This is a genomic window from Plantibacter flavus, from assembly GCF_051487245.1.
Lineage (GTDB): Bacteria > Actinomycetota > Actinomycetes > Actinomycetales > Microbacteriaceae > Plantibacter > Plantibacter flavus_B.
This window is the reverse complement of sequence record NZ_JAHVDH010000001.1, coordinates 182,477-204,512: the sequence shown is the minus strand read 5'-3', so window position 1 is coordinate 204,512 and position 22,036 is coordinate 182,477. Positions and strand designations below refer to the sequence as shown.

Sequence of the window (22,036 nt, the reverse complement as noted above, 5' to 3'; positions counted from 1 at the left end):
GCGACCGCGATCAGCCTACCGACGAGCGACGTTCAGTCGCCGCCGTCCTGCACCGGACGGATGATCTCGGACGGTTCGGTCACCGTCGAGGCGGTCGGTGCGGGATCGAACAGGGCCACGGGCAGGCTGACCGAAGAGCAGTCGAGGTCGGGAAGGTTGAGGGTCGATGTCACGCGGGTCGCGTCGCCGTCGATCTCCAGGCGGTACTCGATCCCCCGACCAGACAGCGGGTTCGGCGCGGAGCCGTCTTCGCTCGCCCACTCCGTCGCCACGCAACCGCGCACCGATGCGGAGTCCCCGGCCGGCGCCTCCTCCACCTCGATCGGCGCGAAGGGCAGCGGTCCTGCGGACACCTGCGTGCTGCCGGCGTTCAGGACGCGGTCGCGAGCCGCCCCGAACAGCCGTGTCCGAAGGTCGTAACCCGTCGTCTCCCCGAGCTCGGGCAGCGCGAAGTCGTTCCGGTTCATCGCATTCGCCTGCGCTTCGAGGGAGGCGCGTGTCGCGATCACCCACGCATCGCTCTCGAGCGGTCCGGTGGGTGCGCCGGACGCCCAGACGGCCGTCGGTACGGGCGTCGGCTGCTCCGGTTCCTGCGGCGCACACGCCGAGGCCGTCAGAAGGACCGTCAGTGCGAGGGCGATCGAGGCGACCGCCCTCCGGTCACCCCTCGGCATCCACCTGGTACGCGTCGAAGGCGTTCGAAGCCTGCGTGCTGAGGCCCGCGAGGGTCCGGGTGCTCCCCGGCGAAGGATCGATGATGTCATCGATCGCATCGCGGTTCGTCTGGATCCAGTCCCACCAGGCGTCAGCGTCGTCCGTCGCCGGCGGTTCCAGCCCTTCAGGCGGTGAGAGCTCCATGAGCATCTGAGCGACGTTGATCTGTGTCGCCCGCACCCGTGCTTCCCCGCCGTTCTCGAGCTCTGCGAGCAGCCCGTCGTGCGAACCGGCCCAGGTGTCTCCTGCCGCCCCGGTGGCGGCGTCCGTGAGCTGGCCTCGGATGTATCCGATGCCCTCATCCGCGATCTTCTCCATCACCGCGTCGCCGAGGGTCCCGACCAGCTTGTCGAGCCCTGGGATCGGGAGCATGCCGACGCCGGTCTCGACGACGCCGATCGCCGCTTCGACGGCCTCATCGTGCCTGGTCGCAGCGCCGAGGTCGACGCCCGCAGTGCTGCCGTCGAGCACGGACTGGAGGATCGCCACTCGGGTCGCTGCGTCGGCCGGGTTGTACAGCCCGAGCTCCGCCGCTCCGAGGACGGTGTTCTGGTAGTCGGTGACGACCGACTGGAGCGCCTCGGCACCTCCGCTGCTGCTCCCTGCTATTCCAAGGATCCGCGCCACCGACTCCGGCGACAGGTTCGCATAGACACGCGGGTCTCCCTCGATTCCGAAGGGGTTGATCGGAGCGGTCGGATCCGCCGTGGACGGCGCGTCACCGGTGAGCGCCACCATGGGGTGCTCGACGAGGCCCGGCAGCTGTGGGGCGAGTGCCTGCACCAGCTTGACGCTGCCGAGCTCGCTGATGCTGTCGCTCGAGAAGTGCTCGTTGCCGGCGACGAATTCCGCGGCGTCCTCGCTCGTCCGCGGCTCGCCGATCAACCGGTAGATGACGTCGTGGCTGAGCGTCGACGCCTGATCCCAGGCCTCGGGGAGGTAGAAGTTCCCGTCGGTCGGACCGCCGGGGATCGACTGGGCACCCTCCCAGAGCGCCAGGACACCCTCGAAACCTTCGATGCTCGAGTCGCGTCGGCCGAACCAGTACTCGATACGGTTCGCACCGAGCTCGTCCGAGGCGTACGGCTCGTCGGGGTACATCGGCGCGTCCCGGTACGGGTCGTCCCGGGTCGACGTGAGCCAGTCCATCGCCGCTTCCGGGTACTCGCCGAGCGTCGAGAACACCCGCGCAGTCCAGTCGCCCAGGCGGTTGATGTCGTAGCCGGCCTGATCGGCCTCGGCCATCGCCAGGAACCCGTCGGGGCCGAGGATGCCCTGGCCGGGCCCCGGGTACTCGCCCGTGATGCCCGGCAGGCCCCGCTCGTACTCGTCCGCGAGGTCTGCCATGCCGACCGCGGTCGACTCACCGATCGGATTGTCCTGTTCGTCGCCGAAGAGGAACGCCAGGCCGGTCCAGCTCCCGGTGCCGTACTCCTTCGCCGAGCCACTCCACAGTTCCTTCGCGAAGTTCTGACCCGTCGCCCACGTCCAGCGCTGCGAACCGGTCGACAGACCGCCTCGGACGGACTGCGCGAGCAGGAGCGCGGCTCCCGCGTCCAGCCACCCGTTGGCGCCGGCGTCATCGATCCGGCTGATGAGCGCCATGAGGTCTTCGCCGCCGAGTGCGAGGTTCATCTGTGCCATGACGGTCGGGTCGTCACCGTACAGCCCGTAGAGCGACTGCAGTTGGGCCGCGAGATCGGTCTCGAAGCCGCCCTGCCCGAGCTCCCGTGCCATTTCGGCCATGCCCTGGGCGATCGCCGTGGGCGTGAGGTCGCCGGCCGAGGTGATACCGATGGCCGCGAGCGCCGCCTGCTGGCGGTCCCAAGCGTCACCGCCGGGCGACGACAGGGCCGAAGCGAGGGCCGCATCGGCCTGCTCGCGCTCCTCCGAGAGGGCGTCGAGCGAGCTCTGCGCGGAGCTGCGGTCGGAGATCGCGTTCTGGTGCACGATGTCGCGTCGCTGCTGTTCCTGCGGGTCCGGGCCGCCTGCCGGATCCAGGTAGCTCTGGTTGGCGGTGAGGTTCGCCTGGAAGATGAGTTCCGTGTACGTCGCTGCACGGCTGCGGATGCCGTCGACCGTCGTCGTGTAGGTCTCGATGGCCGTGCGCACAGCGGTCATCTCGGGCACGACCGCGTTGATCTTCCCGATGGGCGTCGAGAGCGACATCGTCCACGCCGTCGCCGCGTCGCCGGTCCACACGTCCGCCGTCACGCCCTGCTGCGCGGCGAGCGCGACGGTCGCCGCATCGGTGAGGGCCGTCTCCGTGGTCTGCATCCCGCTCGCCGTCGTCGCGAGGGAACCCGACTCGATGCGCCCGGGGTCCTCGGCTGTCCAGTTCGCCATCAGCTCTGCGCCGCCTGCATCGCCGCATCCGTCGCTTCCCACGTCGAGACGGTGTCGCTGGCGGCTTGACCGGCCGCGACCATCGCACCGCCCGCGAGCGCGACGTGCACCGACACCCACATCGCGAAGCTCTCGGCCGCGGCGGTGACGGTGCTGCTGCAGCTGCCTGAGAAGTCGAGCGGGACGTTCTGCGGCAGCCCTGCGCCGCTCGTCCCGACCGGCGCCGACAACGCCAGGATCTGATCGCCGTTGACGACGAGTGATTGCTCGCTCATGACTCCCCTTCATCCGACCGCGTGGGGCGGCCGGCTCGTCCAGGATGCTTCCGCACCCGTCAGTCGTTCAGCGTATCCGAGGCGCTTCGGAGGGACGATGGGGAGCAGTCCCCATCCCGTTCCTCCCGGCTCAACGCACCACACGGATCGGGAAATCGCCGATGCCGATCGTCCATCCGGCCTCGACGGTGTAACTCTCGCCGGGCACGCAGACGGTGACGGCGCCCGACGTATCCGTGACGGTGGTGCCGTTCGTCGAGTGCAGGTCGGTGACGCGGATCGTTCGGCGGCCGGGGACGATCGCCGTGTGCGTCTTGGACACCGACATCCGTGGGTCGACGATGGCACGCAGTTCCGCGCCGGCATGCTCCGGACGAGCTGCCGGGTTGCGACCGAGGAGCACTGCGCCTCGCAACGGGATCTGCTCGCCACCGGGCAGTTCGAGCGAGTGTTCGACGTCACGGAGCGCGCCGGAGAGCACCGTCGCGTCCACCGCGGCGTGACGGGTGGGTTCCGTCGACGGGGTGGGGTGCGGGGCGGGAGCCGGCGCTGCAGTGTGCTGTGGCGCCGAGGCGGCCGGATCGGCGTCGGGCTGCGCGGCGATCAGCCCAGGTGGCACGGTGATCTGCAACTCCGGGCCGACCGCGGACGAAGCCGGGGGTGCGGGGACCACCGGAGGCGCCGCTGTCGGCGTGCTCGCCGCCGGAGCCGCGACCACGGTCGGACGGTCGACCGCCACGGGGACCACCGGGGCTGCGGAGACGACGGGGAGGGCAGGGGTGTGCCCAGGAGCCTGGAGGTTGGACGCGGCCGGCGCGGTGGGTGGGGTCTCGGGCACCGTCGCCGGCACTGGTGGCGTGCCCTGCGCGGCGATACCGGACGGCACGGTCGGCTCCGACGGCACCGGCTGCGGCTGAGCCACGAGCTGGGGCTCGAGGGAGGGAGCCTGCTCGGCCCGTGGCGCGGATTCGACCGGCGGAGCGGTCGCGGCACCCTGCGGCCCGAGCAGCGTGCGCGCGCCCTGGACCCGCAGCGTCGCGACCGCGGCAGGGTCGTCATCAACTGCGATCCCGGCGAGTGAGCGGAGGAACGCGACGAAGTGCTCCTCGCCGACGAGCGCGCGCTGGCGTCGACGGCCCGTCAGGCTGTGCTGGAGGATGAACGACGCCGCAGCGGTGCCCTTCGCCGACCTCGCGGTCGTGATGGCGAACGACAGGAGCGGCGCCTGGTCGTCGATGGAGGCGACCCGCAGCCGGATGTCGGCGCTCGTGCCACCGTCGATCGCCACATAGTGCCGTGTGGTCCCGGCCTCCGCACCCGACCGCTCGACGGCACGCTGGATGAGCGCGACGACGTCGTCTGCGCTACCCGCGACATCGAGCTCGAGTCCGGTGTCCGTCGGGTCGCTGGCTCTCATCGGTCGTTCCTCCCCCGACGCCGTCGTCCGGGAGCGCGAGCGGCGTCCGCACGATTATCCCGCACGGTCCCGTCGCCCGCGAGCGCGTGTCGCCGATCGCGCCTCACGATTCGTCGCGCTCCCACGGCCAGCGCGGTCGGGACGGATGCCCGAGCGATGACGCAGCGACGGTCGACGCGCCGAGGACGACCGCCACCGCGAGCAGACCCGCCGTGATCGAGAACGGAGCGACGAGGGTCGACGCGGCGAACACGGCGGCCCCTGCCAGGTCACGAGCCGCGATCGCGGCGAACACCCCGCCGCTCACCCCGTACCCGAACCAGGCGAGGAGCCCGGCGAGCAGGGCGGTTCCGATCGACACCCGCAGCGGCAGCCGTCGTGTCTCGCGGACGATCACCCATGCCACCACGATCGTCGCCACCACGACCATGAGCGGTCCGGTGAGCGGACCGGCCTCCGGGTCGGCGACGACATCGAGGTCGGCGAACAGACTGATGAAGCCGAACGCGCACACGACGAGTGCGACATAGGTGACCGCGGCGAACGGAGCGACCCACCAGGGGCCACGGCCCTCGTCCGGCCGCTCGCTCATCGTCAGCGCGCGGTGGTCGGGCCGGCCTCGAGCACGCGCTCGTACTCGGCCTGCGCCTCGAGGTTCGCGTCGCGCACCTTGCGACCACGGGAGGCGATCCAGCCGCCGAGCCACACCGGGATCTCGCGGGCGACCACGAAGGCGAGCACGGGACCGAAGGTGAAGGCGACACCCGTGGCCTCGGCGAGGATCTCGTCGACGCTGAGGGTCCAGGCGCGCTCCTGGATGAGGAAGCCGCCGACCCAGGCGAGGAAGGCGACGAGGCCGATGATGAAACCACCGAGGACCCAGTGCACCCAGCCTGAACGGTTCACGATGGTCGCGGTGACCACCCAGGCCAGGAAGAACCCGGTCGTCGCGAGGATGAAGGGCCAGCTCGTCGAGATCTGGATGATGTTCTCGACGAAGGTGCCGTCGTCCTCGAAGAGCAGCTGGAGCCCGGCGACCGCTGCCGCGTACAGTGCGGCGAAGATGATCGTCCCGAGCAGACCGATGAGGATGCCGAAGCCGCGGTTGCCACGGACATCGGGTGCGGACGGAGCCTGGATGTAGAGCGGGAAGGCCGCCTGCTGCTGCTCGGGGGCGGTCGCCGTGGCGGTCTCGAGGCCGACGGGGGCGTACGCGGCCGCCGGGTACGGGTGCGCTCCGGTGTCGGCCTGCTGCTGCACGACACCGGTGGTGTCCTCGTCGACGGCGGAGTAGGCACGCTGCGGCGTGTGCGGTGCGTAGCTGCGGGTCGGCTGCTCGGTGGCGGTGTCTGCGACGACCGGGACCTCGCGCGACACGGCCGGCGCGGGGTCGGCCGCCGAGGTCACCGTCGCCTGCTGCACGGTGTCCTCGCTGAGGATGTCGCGCTCGAGGACGACGTGGTCCGGCTCAGCGGCGGGAGTCGACGCGGTGGACGCGCTCTGCTCGGGAACGGAGGGGGCATCCGCCGGAACGCTCGGGTCGGTGGTCGATCCGTGCTCAGGGTTCTGGGTGCTCATCGCGTGCTCCTTCGGCGGCAGCCTGTCGAGGAGTGTCCGCTCGACACTCCGCTGGTCACGCTAGCAAGCCACTGCCCGGAACCTCGGCAACCTCGCCGGGAACCGTGGACTCTGCGGCTAGCAGTCCGACGCGTCGCTCGCATCCGTGCACCCGCATTCTTATCCGATTCATAGAAGAACGAAACGGTCCCCCCAGCTCTGACCGCTTGAGTGGAGACCACACAACGACATCTGTTGGATCACAGCCGATCCCGCGACGCCGCTCCCCCGACGGCGGAACCCCCGGAAAGGCCCCCTTGCCTCAGCACCTCTTCGATTCCAGCCCGCACGAGACCCCCGCTGCGCCGCGCACCCCGAACCATCGACGGGATCCCGGACCTCTCGGGAGGCTCTCGCGTCGCTTCCGCGGGTTGCCCCTCGCGCGTCGGCGCATGATCGGCGGTGTCGCCGCCGGTGCCGCACTGCTGCTGGTCGTGGGTGTCGTGACTCCAGTCGTCGTGAACGCGGCCGACGCGGCCGGATCCGAGCCGGCCGCGCAGGCAGCGACGCCGACGCCCACGACGACCACACAGTCGACGGTGAACGCGACCGCCGTCACGTCCCTGTCGTCCGCAGCGGGCTCCGTGGCCGGTGGGACGACCCTCACGGTCAGCGGAGTCGACGTCGACAACGTAACGAGGGTGGTGTTCGGCGAGCAGGACGCCCAGATCGTGTCCGCGACGAGCACCGAGCTCACGGTCGCCGTGCCGCCCGCGACGAGCTTCTCGCCTGCTCAGGTCGGTGTCTCGGTGTTCGCGGACGACCTCCGCGTCGACGACGCCGCCCTCAGCTACAGCTACGACATCGTGAGCCCGGTCGATGCCCAGATGGCCTACGTGTTCGAGCACTGGAACGACTACAACCTCGACGAGTTCGGTTCGCTCTACGACACCGACTGCGCGAACTTCGCCAGCCAGAGCCTGCTCGCCCGCGGCTGGACCATGACAGACGATTGGTGGGCCGAGGGCACGGGTGACGCCTTCGACTTCTCGAAGGCGTGGGTGAGTTCCACGTACTTCATGTCCTACGCCGAGGATCACCCCGAGCTCGCCACCGCCCTCGACGACACCCAGCGCGCCCAGGTGAAGGTCGGCGACATCGTCCAGTTCGACTGGGACAACAGCGGGGATCGGGACCACACCGGCATCGTGTCGAAGGTGGAGCAGACGGACGCGGGCATCGTGATCTCCTACGCCGGCCACACCGACGACACCGACTACCGGACGGTGGACGAGGCCATCACCGTCATCCACCCGGGTGCCTCCGTGTACTACTGGAGCATCGCCTAGCCCTCCACGGTTCACCATCCAGGACGTTCACACGTCAGGGGACGCCCGGCGCGACATCCCGGTCCGCGCGTCCGCAGGCGGAACACGGCCCAGGCGTCCTGACGTGCGAACCGACTAGGCAGGGAACAGGGTCGCGACGATCGTCTGGGTCCAGCCCGTGATCGCCGTGTTGGCCCAGCGGGTCGCCACCCAGGTCCCGTCCCTCAGGAAGTGACGCTCGCCGGAGTCGCCGGCATCCGTGCTCGACTCGGTGAAGCACATCGTGCCGCCCGACTCCTCCGAGCAGGTGAACCCCGCCTCGTTCATCCGCGCGATCGCGGCCGACTGCCGATCCGCGTCGACCCACGCGACGTTCGTGATGATCCCGAGGTCGCCCCCGCCACTCGCCTTCACGAGCGCACAGTTCAGCCGGTCCTCCGACATCGCGAGGAAGTCCTGCAGCACGCCGTCGTTCGAACCGATGAACTCCGTGTCGATCGTGTCGTCGGTCCAGCTCGGGTTCAACGCCAGAATTCCGCCGTCGGTCAGCGAATCGATGTATCCGGGCGGGAACAGCGCGGCGCAATCGGCTGGACGCACCGGGGGCGCCTGTGTCGGCGCACTCGTGGCGGGTGGCCCTGACGCCGATGGAGTCGGGGTGGACGTCGCACTCGCGGACGCGCTCGGTCCTGCCGACGGCGCGCCACCGGAACCGAACGCCAGCAGACCGATGACGACGATCAACGCGATCGCGAGGAGACCGGCGACGACACTCAGCCAGATGACCGTCGGGTTCCGCTTCCGCTTCGCAGCGGGCGGCCCGTACTGGACCCTCGCCTGCGGCTGCGGAGGCGGCGGATACGCGGGATCCGCGGGAACGGCTCCCGGCTGCAGCGGCTGGAACTGCCCGGACGGCTGTTCGGGCTGCTGTCGCGGGTCTGTCGGTCCGCCGGGCTGATCGGTCATTCCCCCAGGATGTCGCCAGTCGGGTCGCTGCACAACTCTCCACGGCGACGGGTATGCGGAAGGCCCGCCCTGCGTGTGCAGGACGGGCCTTCCGGGTGAGTCGTTCAGCCCTAGTTGTAGTTCCCGGGGGTGAAGTCGTCGGAGCTGAAGCTGTCGAAGTCGACGAAGCTCAGGTCGGACTCGTTGAACGCGCCGTCCTCACCGAAGATGCGGTTCGGGTAACGCTCCGCCTTCGCCTCCTCGGTCGCCTCGACCGTCACGTTGCGGTAGCGCGCCAGGCCGGTACCGGCCGGGATGAGCTTACCGATGATGACGTTCTCCTTGAGGCCGACCAGCGGGTCGCTCTTGCCTTCCATGGCGGCCTGCGTGAGCACACGCGTGGTCTCCTGGAAGGAAGCGGCCGACAGCCACGACTCGGTCGCGAGGGACGCCTTGGTGATACCCATGACCTCCTGGCGAGCAGACGCGGTGCGACGACCCTCCGACACGGCCGAGCGGTTGAGCTCGGCGTAGCGCAGGCGGTCGACGAGCTCGCCGGGCAGCAGGTCGGTGTCGCCGTGGTCGACGACGGTCACCTTCCGCAGCATCTGGCGCACGATGACCTCGATGTGCTTGTCGTGGATCGGGACACCCTGCGAGCGGTAGACGCCCTGGACGCCGCCGACGAGGTGCTTCTGAACCTCACGGACACCCTGCACGCGCAGGACCTCCTTCGGGTCGACAGCACCGACGTGGATCTTCTGACCGAGCTCCACGTGCTGACCGTCCTCGACGAGGAGGACCGCACGCTTCAGCACCGGGTAGATGACCGGCTCGTCGCCGTTGTCCGGCGTCAGGATGACCTTGCGAGCCTTGTCGTTCTCGTCGATCGTGATGCGACCGGCGGCCTCGGCGATCGGGGTCGCACCCTTGGGGGTACGGGCCTCGAACAGCTCCTGCACGCGGGGAAGACCCTGCGTGATGTCGTCTGCAGACGCGGAACCACCGGTGTGGAAGGTACGCATCGTCAGCTGGGTACCGGGCTCACCGATCGACTGGGCCGCGATGATGCCGACGGCCTCGCCGATGTCGACGAGCTTGCCCGTGGCGAGCGAGCGGCCGTAGCAGGCTGCACACACACCGACGGTGGACTCGCAGGTGAGGACCGAGCGCACCTTGATGTTCTCGACGCCCGCGGAGACGAGCTTGTCGATGAGCACGTCACCGACGTCCTCACCGGCCTCGGCCACGACGGTGCCCTGCGGGTTCACCGCGGCGGCAGCGAGCGAACGGGCGAACACGGAGTTCTCCACGTTCGGGTCGCGCACGAGCTCGCCAGAGCTGTCGACGTTCGCGATCGCGAGCTCGAGACCCTTGGTCGTGCCGCAGTCGTCTTCGCGGATGATGACATCCTGCGAGACGTCGACGAGACGACGCGTGAGGTACCCGGAGTCTGCGGTACGCAGAGCGGTGTCGGCCAGACCCTTACGGGCACCGTGGGTCGCGATGAAGTACTCGGCGACCGACAGGCCCTCGCGGTAGGACGAGATGATCGGGCGAGGGATGATCTCACCCTTCGGGTTGTTCACCAGGCCTCGCATACCCGCGATGTTGCGGATCTGCAGCCAGTTACCACGAGCACCCGAGGACACCATGCGGTTGATGGTGTTGTCCGCCGGGAAGTTCGCACGCATGGCCTCTGCAACCTTCTCGGTGGCCTCCGTCCAGATCTTGATGAGCTCCTGGCGACGCTCGGCGTCCGTGGTCAGACCCTTGTCGAACTGGCCCTGGACCTTCGCGGCCTGCTTCTCGTAGCCGGCGACGATCTCGCGCTTGTTCGGCGGCGTGAGGACGTCGCTGAGCGCGACGGTCACACCGGAACGGGTCGCCCAGTGGAAACCGGCGTCCTTGATGTTGTCGAGCGTGGCGGCCACGACCGTCTTCGGGTACCGCTCCGCGAGGTCGTTGACGATCGAGGACAGCTTGCCCTTGTCCGCCACGTCCTCGACGTAGGGGTAGTCCGCCGGCAGCGCCTCGTTGAAGAGTGCGCGACCGAGCGTGGTCGAGACCAGCGCGACGCCGGAACCCTCGTAGCCCTCGGGACCCGTACCCTCGGCGAACGTCACGTCGTGGAGACGGATGCGCACCTTGGCGTTGAGGTCGAGCGTGCCCTGGTCCTTCGCGAGGATCGCCTCGGCGACGGAGGAGAAGGCACGACCCTCACCCTCGACACCCTCCTTGAGGGTGGTGAGGTGGTGGAGGCCGATGATCATGTCCTGCGTGGGCAGGGTGACCGGGCGACCGTCGGAGGGCTTCAGGATGTTGTTCGACGCGAGCATCAGGATGCGCGCCTCGGCCTGGGCCTCGACGGACAGCGGCAGGTGGACAGCCATCTGGTCGCCGTCGAAGTCTGCGTTGAACGCAGCACACACGAGCGGGTGCAGCTGGATGGCCTTGCCCTCGACGAGCTGAGGCTCGAACGCCTGGATGCCGAGACGGTGCAGGGTTGGTGCACGGTTCAGCAGCACGGGGCGCTCACGGATGATCTCCTCGAGCACGTCCCAGACCTCGGGGCGGCTGCGCTCGACCATGCGCTTCGCGGCCTTGATGTTCTGAGCGTGGCTCAGGTCGATCAGGCGCTTGATGACGAACGGCTTGAAGAGTTCCAGCGCCATCTGCTTGGGCAGACCACACTGGTGCAGCTTCAGCTGCGGGCCGACGATGATGACCGAACGGCCGGAGTAGTCGACGCGCTTTCCGAGCAGGTTCTGGCGGAAACGACCCTGCTTTCCCTTCAGCATGTCGCTGAGGGACTTCAGAGCCCGGTTGCCGGTACCCGTGACGGGGCGACCACGACGACCGTTGTCGAACAGTGCGTCGACGGCCTCCTGCAGCATCCGCTTCTCGTTGTTGACGATGATCTCGGGAGCACCGAGGTCGAGCAGACGACGCAGACGGTTGTTGCGGTTGATCACACGACGGTAGAGGTCGTTGAGGTCGGAGGTCGCGAAGCGGCCACCGTCGAGCTGCACCATCGGGCGGAGTTCCGGCGGGATCACGGGGACCACGTCGAGCACCATCGCGGCCGGCGAGTTGCCGGTGATGAGGAACGAGTTGACCACGCGCAGACGCTTGATGGCGCGGATCTTCTTCTGACCCTTGCCCTCCGCGATCTGGTGGTGGAGCAGCTCGGACTCGGCGGCGAGGTCGAAGGACTCGAGGCGCTTCTTGACCGCCTCGGCACCCATGTAGGCCTCGAAGTACAGGCCGAAGCGGTCCTGCAGCTCGTGGAACACGGAGTCCTCGGGCTTCAGGTCGCCGACCTTGAGGTTGCGGAAGTCCTCCCAGACGCGCTCGAGGTGAGCGATCTGCTCGTCGTAGGACTTGCGGGTCTGGCTCATCTCCTTCTCAGCGGCGTCCTTGGTGCGACGCTTCTGCTCGCTCTTCGCGCCTTCCTCTTCGAGGGCGACGAGGTCGTCCTCGAGCTTCTTCAGGCGGTCTGCGATGCGCGAGTCGCGCTGGTCGCCGAGCGTCTTGATCTCGAGGCGGAGCTCGTTCTCAAGGCCGGGCATGTCCTGGTGGCGTGCGTCCTCGTCCACGTCGATGACCATGTAGGCCGCGAAGTAGATGACCTTCTCGAGGTCCTTGGGCGCCATGTCCAGCAGGTAGCCGAGGCGCGAGGGGACACCCTTGAAGTACCAGATGTGCGTGACCGGGGCGGCGAGTTCGATGTGGCCCATGCGCTCACGGCGCACCGACGACTTCGTGACCTCGACACCGCAGCGCTCGCACACGATGCCCTTGAAGCGGACACGCTTGTACTTGCCGCAGGCACACTCCCAGTCCCGCGATGGACCGAAGATCTGCTCACCGAACAGACCGTCCTTCTCGGGCTTGAGGGTGCGGTAGTTGATGGTCTCGGGCTTCTTGACCTCTCCGTGCGACCAGGCACGGATGTCGTCTGCGGTGGCCAGACCAATGCGAAGCTCGTCAAAAGTTGTGACGTCGAGCAATGTATCTCCTATGAAAGGTTTCGTCAGTCTCTACAGTGGTCAGGCTTAGATCTCGTCGATCGACGACGACTCGAACCTGGAGGAAATGTTGATCCCGAGCTCCTCGGCGGCGCGGAACGCGTCGTCGTCGGTGTCGCGCAGGCTCACCGCGGTGCCGTCGGCCGAGAGGACCTCGACGTTCAAGCACAGCGACTGCATTTCCTTGATGAGCACCTTGAAGCTCTCGGGGATGCCCGGCTCCTGGATGTTCTCGCCCTTGACGATCGCCTCGTACACCTTGACGCGGCCGAGGATGTCGTCGGACTTGATCGTGAGGAGTTCCTGGAGGGCGTATGCCGCACCGTAGGCCTCGAGGGCCCACACCTCCATCTCACCGAAGCGCTGTCCACCGAACTGAGCCTTACCACCGAGCGGCTGCTGCGTGATCATCGAGTACGGACCCGTCGAACGCGCGTGGATCTTGTCGTCCACCAGGTGGTGCAGCTTGAGGATGTACATGTAGCCGACCGAGACGGGCGCCGGGAACGGCTCGCCGGAGCGGCCGTCGAACAGACGTGCCTTACCGGAGGACCCGATGAGGCGGTCGCCGTCGCGCGTGACCGTGGTCGAGTCGAGCAGACCGGCGATCTCCTCCTCGGAGGCGCCGTCGAACACCGGGGTCGCGACCTTGGTGTTCGGCTCAGCCGAGTGCGCGGCAGCCGGGAGCTTCTTGGCCCAGCTGGGCTTGCCCTCGACGTTCCAGCCCTGCTTGGCGATCCAACCGAGGTGGATCTCCAGGACCTGACCGAAGTTCATTCGACCGGGGATACCGAGCGGGTTGAGGATGACGTCGACCGGCGTGCCGTCCTCGAGGAACGGCATGTCCTCGACGGGCAGGATCTTCGCGATGACACCCTTGTTGCCGTGACGGCCGGCGAGCTTGTCGCCCTCGGTGATCTTGCGCTTCTGGGCGATGTAGACGACCACACGCTGGTTGACGCCTGAGCCGAGCTCGTCGTCGCCGTCCTGTGCGTCGAACACCTTGACGGCGATGATCGTGCCGGCTTCACCGTGGGGAACCTTCAGCGAGGTGTCGCGCACTTCGCGGCTCTTCTCGTTGAAGATCGCGCGGAGCAGGCGCTCCTCGGCGGAGAGCTCGGTCTCACCCTTCGGCGTGACCTTGCCGACGAGGATGTCGCCGGGGCGGACCTCGGCACCGATGCGGATGATGCCGCGCTCGTCGAGGTCCTTGAGCAGCTCCGGGCTGACGTTCGGGAGATCGCGGGTGATCTCCTCCTTGCCGAGCTTGGTGTCGCGCGCGTCGACCTCGTACTCCTCGATGTGGATCGAGGAGAGGACGTCGTCCTTCACCAGGTTCTGGCTGAGGATGATCGCGTCCTCGAAGTTGTGACCCTCCCACGTCATGAAGGCGACGAGGAGGTTCTTGCCGAGCGCGAGCTCGCCGTTCTCCGTGGCGGGGCCGTCTGCGATGACCTCGCCGGCCTCGATGCGCTCGCCCTCGGAGACGATGACGCGGTTGTTGTAGCTCGTGCCCTGGTTGGAGCGGTCGAACTTGCGCAGGTAGTAGGTCTGCGTGCCGCCCTCGTCGAGCTGGACGGTGACGGACTCTGCCGACACCTCCTGCACGACGCCGGCCTTGTCGGCCGTGACCACGTCACCGGCGTCGATGGCTGCATAGCCCTCCATGCCGGTACCGACGAGCGGCGAGTCCGACATGAGGAGCGGGACGGCCTGACGCTGCATGTTCGCACCCATGAGTGCGCGGTTCGCGTCGTCGTGCTCGAGGAACGGGATGAGCGACGTCGCGACCGACACCATCTGGCGCGGGGAGACGTCCATGTAGCCGATCTCCTCGGCGGGGATCAGGTCGACCTCGCCGCCCTTCTTCCGAGCGAGGACGCGGTCCTCCTGGAAGTGGCCGTCGCTCTTCAGCGGAGCGTTGGCCTGCGCGACGATGTAGTTGTCCTCTTCCATCGCCGTGAGGTAGTCGATGTCCTCGGTGACCCGGCCGTCGACGACGCGACGGTACGGGGTCTCGATGAACCCGAACGAGTTGATCCGCGCGAACGATGCGAGCGAACCGATCAGGCCGATGTTCGGGCCTTCCGGGGTCTCGATCGGGCACATGCGGCCGTAGTGCGAGGGGTGGACGTCTCGCACCTCGACGCCTGCACGCTCACGCGACAGACCACCGGGGCCGAGCGCCGACAGACGACGCTTGTGGGTCAGACCCGCGAGCGGGTTGTTCTGGTCCATGAACTGCGACAGCTGCGAGGTTCCGAAGAACTCCTTGATCGCGGCGACGACGGGACGCACGTTAATCAGGGTCTGCGGCGTGATCGCCTCGATGTCCTGCGTGGTCATGCGCTCGCGGACGACGCGCTCCATGCGGGACAGACCGGTGCGGACCTGGTTTTGGATGAGCTCGCCGACGGCGCGGATACGACGGTTGCCGAAGTTGTCGATGTCGTCCGTGTCGAGACGGAGGTCGACGGGCTTGCCGTTGCGCACACCCGGGAGGGTGGTGGTGCCACGGTGCAGCGCGACGAGGTACTTGATCGTGGCGACGATGTCGTCGACGGTCAGGACCGAGTCGTTCAGCGGCTTGTCGAGGCCGAGCTTGTTGTTGATCTTGTAGCGGCCGACCTTCGCGAGGTCGTAGCGCTTGGAGTTGAAGTAGAAGTTGTCGAGGAGCGCACGCGCAGCCTCGGCAGCGACCTGCTCGCCCGGACGGAGCTTGCGGTAGATGTCGCGGAGCGCATCTTCCTTCGTGAGGATCGTGTCCTTCTCGAGGGTGAGCTCGATCGACTCGTAGCCCTTGAACTCCTCGAGGATCTCCTCGCTCGTCATGCCGAGTGCCTTGAGGAACACGGTGACGGACTGCTTGCGCTTGCGGTCGATGCGGACACCGACCTGGTCGCGCTTGTCGATCTCGAACTCGAGCCAGGCACCGCGGCTCGGGATGACGCGAGCGGAGAAGATGTCCTTGTCGGAGGTCTTCTCCTGAGCCGACTCGAAGTACACGCCCGGGCTGCGGACGAGCTGCGAGACGACGACACGCTCGGTGCCGTTGATGATGAAGGTACCGCGCTCGGTCATGAGCGGGAAGTCGCCCATGAAGACCGTCTGCGTCTTGATCTCACCGGTGAGGTGGTTCATGAACTCGGCCTCGACGTAGAGCGGGGCCGCGTACGTCTTGCCGCGCTCCTTGCACTCGTCGATCGAGTACTTCTCGGGCTCGAGGTACGGGTTGGCGAAGGACAGCTGCATCGTCTCGCCGAGGTCCTCGATGGGTGAGATCTCCTCGAAGATCTCGTCGAGGCCGCTCTTCGTGGGCAGGTCCTGTCGGCCGGCCTGGGTGGCTTCTGCGACGCGTGCCTTCCACACGTCGTTGCCGACCAGCCAGTCGAAGCTTTCGGTCTGCAGAGCCAGGAGGTCTGGAACCGTCAGCGTGTCGGTGATCTTCGCGAACGAGAGGCGGGATGCTCCGCGGCCGTTCTTGGGTGAGTTGGTGGTTGCGTTGCGCGCAGCAGCCAAGGGGATAACCTCCGGAGGCCTGTTGGGGGCCGAGTTACTGGTCGTCAGTGGAGTTACTCACCAGAAAGGAGTACGTGGCGGGTTGGACCCGCACACACCAGCCGACCGCAATATGAAGGCATAGAGATTCTGGGAGCGCAAAGAACAACTATATGCCGGAGGACGCGCCGTGTCCAGTCTTTCCTTGACGAGTTTTCAACTTTCCGGTATAACCACGCGTCGGTCTCGGATCTTCCCGTCAGATCCGACCGAATCGCAGCCGCTGCCCAGGCCGCATCTGCGCCAACCGGTCGAGCGCTGCCGTCCGGACGACCGCGATCACGGGGTAGCCGCCGGTGACCGGGTGGTCTGCGAGGAGGATCGTGGGCAGCCCGCTCGGCGGCACCTGCACGGCGCCGGCGACCATGCCCTCGCTCGGCAGCTCCCGCGCCCCGTCCACGCGAAGGAGGGGTTCGCCGACCAGGCGCATGCCGATCCGGTCACTGTCGGCGGAGACCGTCCACGGCTCCTCGAGGAACCGCCGGCGCGAGGTCTCGTCGAACCAATCGACCCGGGGTCCCGGCGTGATCGCCACAACCTGCTCGGCGGCGCTCGGCGGCGTCCACGGGAAGATGTCGAGGGCCGGCACCCGCCGCCGGGGCGTCGGCAGCACGGTGAGCAGGTCCCCGTCGGCGACGGCAGCCGGGCCGAGCCCCGAGAGCGTGTCGGTGGCGCGCGAGCCGAGGAGGACCGGGGCGTCCAGCCCGCCGCGCACTGCGAGGAGGTAGCGGAGGCCGCTGCACGCCTGGCCGATCTCGATCGTGGCTCCGGCGGGTACCAGCACGGCTCGATGGCCGTCGACCACGCGGCCGTCCACCGTGATCGTCCCCCACGCACCGGTCACAGCGATCCACAGGTCGACCTCCGGGACGGCGGCGAAGCCCCCGAGCACGATCTCGAGTCCCGCCCGCGACTCCGGGTTGCCGACGAGGCGGTTGGCCAGCCGCAGCGCACCCCGGTCGAGCGTCCCGGACGGGCTGACCCCGATCGCCGCGGAGCCCGGGCGGCCGAGGTCCTGGATCGTCGTCGCGGGCCCCGCCGTGAGCACGAGCAGGCCACCGCCCATCATCCGGCGACCGCCTCGAAGCGGACCCGGAGGCCAGGGGCGAGGAGGGCGGGTCGTTCGGCAGCGGCGTCCCACAGGACGGCGTCCGTGGTGCCGATGAGCCGCCATCCACCCGGCGACGCACGCGGGTACACGCCGCTGAACGCTCCGGCGAGCGCCACTGAGCCGGCCGGGACGACCGTGCGCGGCACACGCAGGCGCGGCACGACGAGGCGTTCGTGGTCGGTGACGAGGTAGCCGAAGCCCGGGGCGAAGCCGCTGAAGCCGACCGTCCACACGGACGAGGTGTGGAGGGCGACGAGCGCGTCGACCCCGAGGCCGAGGAGCTCCGCGGTGTCGTCGAGGTCTTGACCGTCGTATCGCACGGGGATCACGACGTCGTCGTCCGACGCCACAGGCGGGGCCTCTGCGTGTGCTGCGAGCACCTGTTCCGCCGTCGTGAGCAGCCATGAACCGATGGCGGCGAGTGCAGGCCCGTCCGGGCCGGAGACCGCGAGCACGGTGGCAGCTGCTGGCACGAGGTCGACGAGGCCGCGCGGCCTGGACTCGTCGAGCGCCCGGTGGACGCGCAGCACCTCGTCGAGGGAGGCGAGTTCGAGGAGGACGGCGTGCTCCCCCATCGGACGGAGCACTGCGCCCTGGCGGCCGCTCACCACGGTGGTGCGAGTCGGACGCCGGCGTCGATCAGCGCCGCTCGCACGGCTCCGGCGAGCTGGACCGCTCCCGCGGTGTCGCCGTGGACGCACAGGGAGTCCGGTGCGAGGTCGAGGACCGTACCGTCGACGGCGACGACCTGGTGCCCGGTGACCATCCGGACGGCCCGCTCGACCGCCTGCGCCCGGTCGTCGACGACCGATCCAGGCTCGCCGCGCGGCACGAGCGAGCCGTCCCTCCGATACGCGCGATCGACGAAGGCCTCGGAGACGAAGCGGAGACCGGCAGCACGGGTGCGCTCCTCGACCACGGTCCCCGCGAGTCCGAGGATCGGCAGCTCTCGCCCGATGCGTCCGGATGCCTCGAGCACCGCACGCACCACCGCGCCCGCCTGCACGGCGTCGACGGCGATGCGGTTGTAGAGGGCGCCGTGCGGCTTCACATAGGCGACCGGTGCCGTCCGTCCGCCAGCCTGTGCGAGCTCCGTCACCGCCGCCTGGAGCGCGAGCACCTGCTCGAGGACGTCGGCTTCGAGCTCGTCGGAGTCGACGTCGCGGGCACGACGACCGAAGCCCTCCTCATCACGGTAGGAGGGATGCGCACCGAGGGACACCCCGTTCTCGGCGGCTCGGCGCACGGCGGTGCGCATCGACGCAGCGTCGCCCGCGTGGAACCCGCACGCGACGTTCGCGCTCGTGACGATGCCGAACATCGCATCGTCATCGGCCATCGGCGTCCCTCGCCACACCTCGCCGAGGTCGCTGTTGAGGTCGACCCGGACGGCGCCGTCCGCCGCAGCGTCCATCACGATCACGTCCCGTCCTCCGACTGTCGTCAGGCTGTGGCCCGGCAGCCACCACGGCGCCTGCGCGGGCTTGTCCCGCCTCGGGAAGTCTAGGCTGGGGGCATGGACGAGGCACAGGTACGACTCGGGGTCAGCGGGTACCTGGCGAAGATCGAGGCCGACCGCTTCGTGCCGGGCACGTATCAGCTCGTCGTCGACGGCACCCCCCAGTCGCATGTGAACCTCGACGCCCCCGACGAACTGTTCTTCGAGTACGTCCAGCGCATCGGGCACATCATCGACGAGATCGGCGATCCCGGTCAGCCGATCACCGCCGTGCACCTCGGCGCCGGCGCACTGACGCTTCCGCGCTACGTCGAGGCGACGCGGCCCGGTTCCCGTCAGCAGGTCGTCGAACTCGAACGCGAACTCATCGACCTCGTCCGCGAACACCTGCCGTGGTCGAAGCGCGCCCAGATCCGCGTGCGCTACGGCGATGCCCGGGAGATCGTGGCGAAGCTGCCGCCCGGACTCCGCGGGACCGTCGACCTCGTCGTCGTCGACATCTTCAGCGGCGCGAACACGCCAGCGCATGTCACGAGCACCGAGTTCTACGCTTCGGCGGTGGAGCTGCTGTCGCCGACCGGGATCATCGTCGTGAACGTCGCGGACGGTCGCGGCCTGGCCTTCGCGCGCGGCCAGGCGGCGACGCTCGCAGCCTCGGTCGCGCACGTCGCCGCGCTCGCGGAGACACAGATCCTCAAGGGTCGTCGGTTCGGCAACGTCGTCCTCGTCGGCTCGAACACCCCGTTGCCACTCGACTTCCTCCCCCGGCTCCTCGCCGCGGGCCCGCACCCCGCGAAGGCCGTCGCCGGCCAGGAGCTCCGCGCGTTCGTCGCCGGCGCCCAGGTGGTGACCGACGACACCGCGGTGCCGTCCCCGAACCCCGGCCAGGGCATCTTCCAGACCAAGGGCTGACCATGACGACCACGCAGGCAACGATGAGACGCGGCCTGCGTGCGCGCCTGACCGGCTCGGCACTGTCCGTGCTCGCGGCGCTCCTCCTCGCGTCCTGCACGGACGCGTCACCGAACACGCTCACGACGGCGACCGTCTCGCCGTCGCCGCCCCGGAGCCCCGCTGCTTCACCCGCCGGCACGGTCGGTCCGGTCGCACCGACAGGCGCGTCGACCACCGTCGCCACCGGACTCGACGCGCCGTGGTCGATGGTGCGCCTCGATTCCGGGAGCACACTCGTGAGCCAGCGCGACGCTGGGGACGTGATCGAGGTCGTGAGCGGCGGCGTCGTCCGACAGCTCGGCGTCGTGCCGGGTGTCGCCGCAGGCGGTGAAGGCGGGCTCCTCGGCATCGCGGTGCTGACACCGGATGAGGCGACGGTCGGCGAGGCCTGGCTGTACGCCTACCTCACGACGGCCACCGACAACCGGATCGTGCGCTTCCCACTCACCGGCGGCCCCGGCTCATACGCCCTCGGGCCGCTCGAGGACGTCCTCACCGGCATCCCCCGAGCCGGGAACCACAACGGCGGCCGCATCGCGTTCGGTCCCGACGGCCTGCTGTACGCGACCGCCGGTGATGCCGGAGAGCGGACACTCGCGCAGCGCGGCGACAGCCTCGGTGGCAAGATCCTCCGCATGACGCCCGAGGGCGCCGTGCCCGCCGACAACCCGTTCCCCGGTTCGGTCGTGTACTCCTTCGGACACCGGAACCCTCAGGGGATCGCCTGGGATCGCGATGGTGGACTCTGGGCGAGCGAATTCGGACAGGACACCTGGGACGAACTCAACCGCATCGAGGCCGGCGGGAACTACGGCTGGCCGGTCGCCGAGGGCATCGCGGGCCTCCCCGGCATGATCGACCCCGTGGCGCAGTGGACGACCGACGACGCCAGCCCGAGCGGCCTCGCGATCGTCGACGACACGATCTTCATGGCCTCCCTCCGCGGCGAGCGCCTCTACGGCATCACGGACGGGGTGCACGTCCCGGCCGGCAGCAGCGCACTCGTCGACACCATCGACGCCGTGCCATACCTCGTCGGAGTGTTCGGGCGCATCCGAGACGTGATCGCCGGGCCGCCGGGGACCGTGTGGATCCTCACGAACAACACCGACGGCCGAGGCACACCGGGCGCCGACGACGACCGCATCGTGGAACTGCCGGTCGCGCCGCTGCCGCCTCGCTGAGCGGATGCTCGACCTCCGGCGCGCTGCGGGGGCACCGGGGATTGTCGGTGGCCGGGGGTACCATCGCGTCATGGCAGAACTCAGCCGGGTCACCGCATGGGCACAGGCGCTCATCGTGCTGCACCTCGATCCGGCGGTGTGGAGCTTCGGCTTCGACAACGCGAAGCGGCGAGCAGGGCTCTGCAACTTCACGACGAAGCGCATCACGGTCTCGCGCTACCTGGCCGCCCGGTACGACGACGACGAGATCCACCAGATCCTCCTGCACGAGGTCGCCCACGCACTCGCGGGGTCGCGGGCAGGCCACGGGCCCAAGTGGCGACGCATCGCCGCTGACCTCGGATACGAGGGTTCGCGCCTCCACGACGGGCAGACGGCCGACGAGCTGGCACCCTGGGTCGGCACCTGCCCGTCAGGTCACGTGCTGTACCGGCACCGTCGGCCGAGTCGCACCACCTCGTGCGGCAAGTGCTCGCGCTCCTTCGACCAGCGCTTCGTCCTCAGCTGGATACACCGCGAGGTCACCCCGGCCATGCGCCGGCGGGCGGCTGCGTTCGACGGCAGCGGTCCGGTCGGCGGCGGCGCTGCGGTCGGCTCGTGAGTGAGGACGGACGCTGGGTCGCCCTGCTCCGGGGTGTGAACGTCGGCGGGATCACCATCCGTTCGTCGGAGCTCGCCGCCGCGTTCCGGGCTCTCGGGCTCACCGAGGTGCGGACGGTCCTCGCGAGCGGGAACGTCGTGTTCGCCGATCCCGAGCTCGCTCCCGCGACGGCGTCGAGGGCCGACCGTTCCGCGCTGAAGGGGCGCATCGAGCAGGCGCTCGGTTCCGCGTTCGGCTACGAGGCGTGGATCGTCTTGACCACCCAGCGTGCGCTCTCCGAGATCGTCGACGCCTACCCGTGGTCGGAGGAAGCGGAGCTGCAGCCGTACGTCATGTTCTCCTCCGAGCAGTCGTCGCTCGACGAGCTGCTGGCCTACGCCCACGGCCTGCACGATGAGCCCGACCGGGTGGCTGCAGGCGACGCCGTCCTCTACTGGGAGGTCCCGAAGGGCTCGAGCGTCGACACGGCGTTCGCCAAGCAGTCCGCGAAGGCTCGATTCAAACCCCACGTCACCACGCGAAACCTGCGGACCCTCCGCAAGCTCCTCCCCTGACC

Annotated in this window: 17 protein-coding genes; 5 read left to right on the top strand and 12 right to left on the bottom strand. The window is 68.9% G+C overall.

The window, feature by feature from the left end; translation table 11 throughout:
* Positions 1 to 32: 32 nt before the first annotated feature.
* From KXS11_RS00915 to KXS11_RS00890, 6 genes are all read right to left on the bottom strand, one after another.
* Entirely contained in the window at positions 33 to 674 is a 642-nt protein-coding gene (locus tag KXS11_RS00915) for a hypothetical protein (RefSeq protein WP_437383582.1), read from the bottom strand.
* On the bottom strand, positions 661 to 3,060 hold the full coding sequence (locus KXS11_RS00910; RefSeq protein ID WP_437383581.1) for a hypothetical protein: 2,400 nt from the start codon (positions 3,058 to 3,060) through the stop codon (positions 661 to 663). The genes KXS11_RS00915 and KXS11_RS00910 overlap by 14 nt, the downstream gene beginning before the upstream one ends.
* Entirely contained in the window at positions 3,060 to 3,335 is a 276-nt protein-coding gene (locus KXS11_RS00905) for a hypothetical protein (protein ID WP_437383580.1), read from the bottom strand. The genes KXS11_RS00910 and KXS11_RS00905 overlap by 1 nt, the downstream gene beginning before the upstream one ends.
* Before the next feature lie 130 nt (positions 3,336 to 3,465).
* The gene (locus KXS11_RS00900; protein ID WP_437383579.1) at positions 3,466 to 4,752 is read right to left on the bottom strand and encodes a hypothetical protein; all 1,287 of its coding nucleotides are present in this window, start codon (positions 4,750 to 4,752) and stop codon (positions 3,466 to 3,468) included.
* A gap of 103 nt (positions 4,753 to 4,855) precedes the next feature.
* Positions 4,856 to 5,344 (bottom strand): DUF6121 family protein, encoded by a 489-nt coding sequence (locus tag KXS11_RS00895; RefSeq protein ID WP_437383578.1) that lies wholly within the window; start codon positions 5,342 to 5,344, stop codon positions 4,856 to 4,858.
* 2 nt (positions 5,345 to 5,346) lie between these two features.
* Positions 5,347 to 6,330 (bottom strand): hypothetical protein, encoded by a 984-nt coding sequence (locus KXS11_RS00890; protein ID WP_437383577.1) that lies wholly within the window; start codon positions 6,328 to 6,330, stop codon positions 5,347 to 5,349.
* 431 nt (positions 6,331 to 6,761) lie between these two features.
* Here KXS11_RS00890 and KXS11_RS00885 point away from each other — a divergent pair, with 431 nt between their 5' ends.
* Positions 6,762 to 7,658 (top strand): amidase domain-containing protein, encoded by an 897-nt coding sequence (locus KXS11_RS00885; RefSeq protein ID WP_437383576.1) that lies wholly within the window; start codon positions 6,762 to 6,764, stop codon positions 7,656 to 7,658.
* A gap of 114 nt (positions 7,659 to 7,772) precedes the next feature.
* On the opposite strand, the gene KXS11_RS00880 is transcribed toward KXS11_RS00885, so the two are convergent.
* The 6 genes from KXS11_RS00880 to KXS11_RS00855 form a co-directional block, all read right to left on the bottom strand.
* The gene (locus tag KXS11_RS00880) at positions 7,773 to 8,603 is read right to left on the bottom strand and encodes a hypothetical protein (protein ID WP_437383575.1); all 831 of its coding nucleotides are present in this window, start codon (positions 8,601 to 8,603) and stop codon (positions 7,773 to 7,775) included.
* Between the two features lie 110 nt (positions 8,604 to 8,713).
* Positions 8,714 to 12,595, bottom strand: a complete 3,882-nt coding sequence (locus tag KXS11_RS00875; RefSeq protein WP_437383574.1) for a DNA-directed RNA polymerase subunit beta' — start codon at positions 12,593 to 12,595, stop codon at positions 8,714 to 8,716.
* Positions 12,596 to 12,640: 45 nt separating this feature from the next.
* The gene (gene rpoB / locus KXS11_RS00870; protein ID WP_437383573.1) at positions 12,641 to 16,132 is read right to left on the bottom strand and encodes a DNA-directed RNA polymerase subunit beta; all 3,492 of its coding nucleotides are present in this window, start codon (positions 16,130 to 16,132) and stop codon (positions 12,641 to 12,643) included.
* Between the two features lie 238 nt (positions 16,133 to 16,370).
* A complete protein-coding gene (locus tag KXS11_RS00865) occupies positions 16,371 to 17,240 on the bottom strand; it encodes a biotin-dependent carboxyltransferase family protein (RefSeq protein ID WP_437383572.1) in 870 nt (289 codons plus the stop codon).
* Complete coding sequence (locus tag KXS11_RS00860) at positions 17,237 to 17,890, bottom strand: 5-oxoprolinase subunit B family protein (RefSeq protein ID WP_437383571.1); 654 nt, start codon at positions 17,888 to 17,890, stop codon at positions 17,237 to 17,239. Before KXS11_RS00860 ends, KXS11_RS00865 begins: the two co-directional genes overlap by 4 nt.
* Positions 17,887 to 18,696: a LamB/YcsF family protein gene (locus KXS11_RS00855; protein ID WP_437384116.1), complete on the bottom strand. Its 810-nt coding sequence runs from the start codon at positions 18,694 to 18,696 to the stop codon at positions 17,887 to 17,889. Before KXS11_RS00855 ends, KXS11_RS00860 begins: the two co-directional genes overlap by 4 nt.
* A 102-nt stretch (positions 18,697 to 18,798) precedes the next feature.
* On the opposite strand from KXS11_RS00855, the gene KXS11_RS00850 reads away from it, so the two are divergent.
* The 4 genes from KXS11_RS00850 to KXS11_RS00835 all read left to right on the top strand — a co-directional run bounded on the left by KXS11_RS00850 (position 18,799) and on the right by KXS11_RS00835 (position 22,034).
* On the top strand, positions 18,799 to 19,653 hold the full coding sequence (locus KXS11_RS00850) for a spermidine synthase (protein WP_437383570.1): 855 nt from the start codon (positions 18,799 to 18,801) through the stop codon (positions 19,651 to 19,653).
* Between the two features lie 2 nt (positions 19,654 to 19,655).
* Positions 19,656 to 20,879 (top strand): PQQ-dependent sugar dehydrogenase, encoded by a 1,224-nt coding sequence (locus KXS11_RS00845; protein ID WP_437383569.1) that lies wholly within the window; start codon positions 19,656 to 19,658, stop codon positions 20,877 to 20,879.
* A 70-nt stretch (positions 20,880 to 20,949) separates the two neighbouring features.
* Positions 20,950 to 21,480 (top strand): SprT-like domain-containing protein, encoded by a 531-nt coding sequence (locus KXS11_RS00840; RefSeq protein ID WP_437383568.1) that lies wholly within the window; start codon positions 20,950 to 20,952, stop codon positions 21,478 to 21,480.
* Positions 21,477 to 22,034 (top strand): DUF1697 domain-containing protein, encoded by a 558-nt coding sequence (locus KXS11_RS00835; protein WP_437383567.1) that lies wholly within the window; start codon positions 21,477 to 21,479, stop codon positions 22,032 to 22,034. The genes KXS11_RS00840 and KXS11_RS00835 overlap by 4 nt, the downstream gene beginning before the upstream one ends.
* Positions 22,035 to 22,036 lie beyond the last annotated feature (2 nt).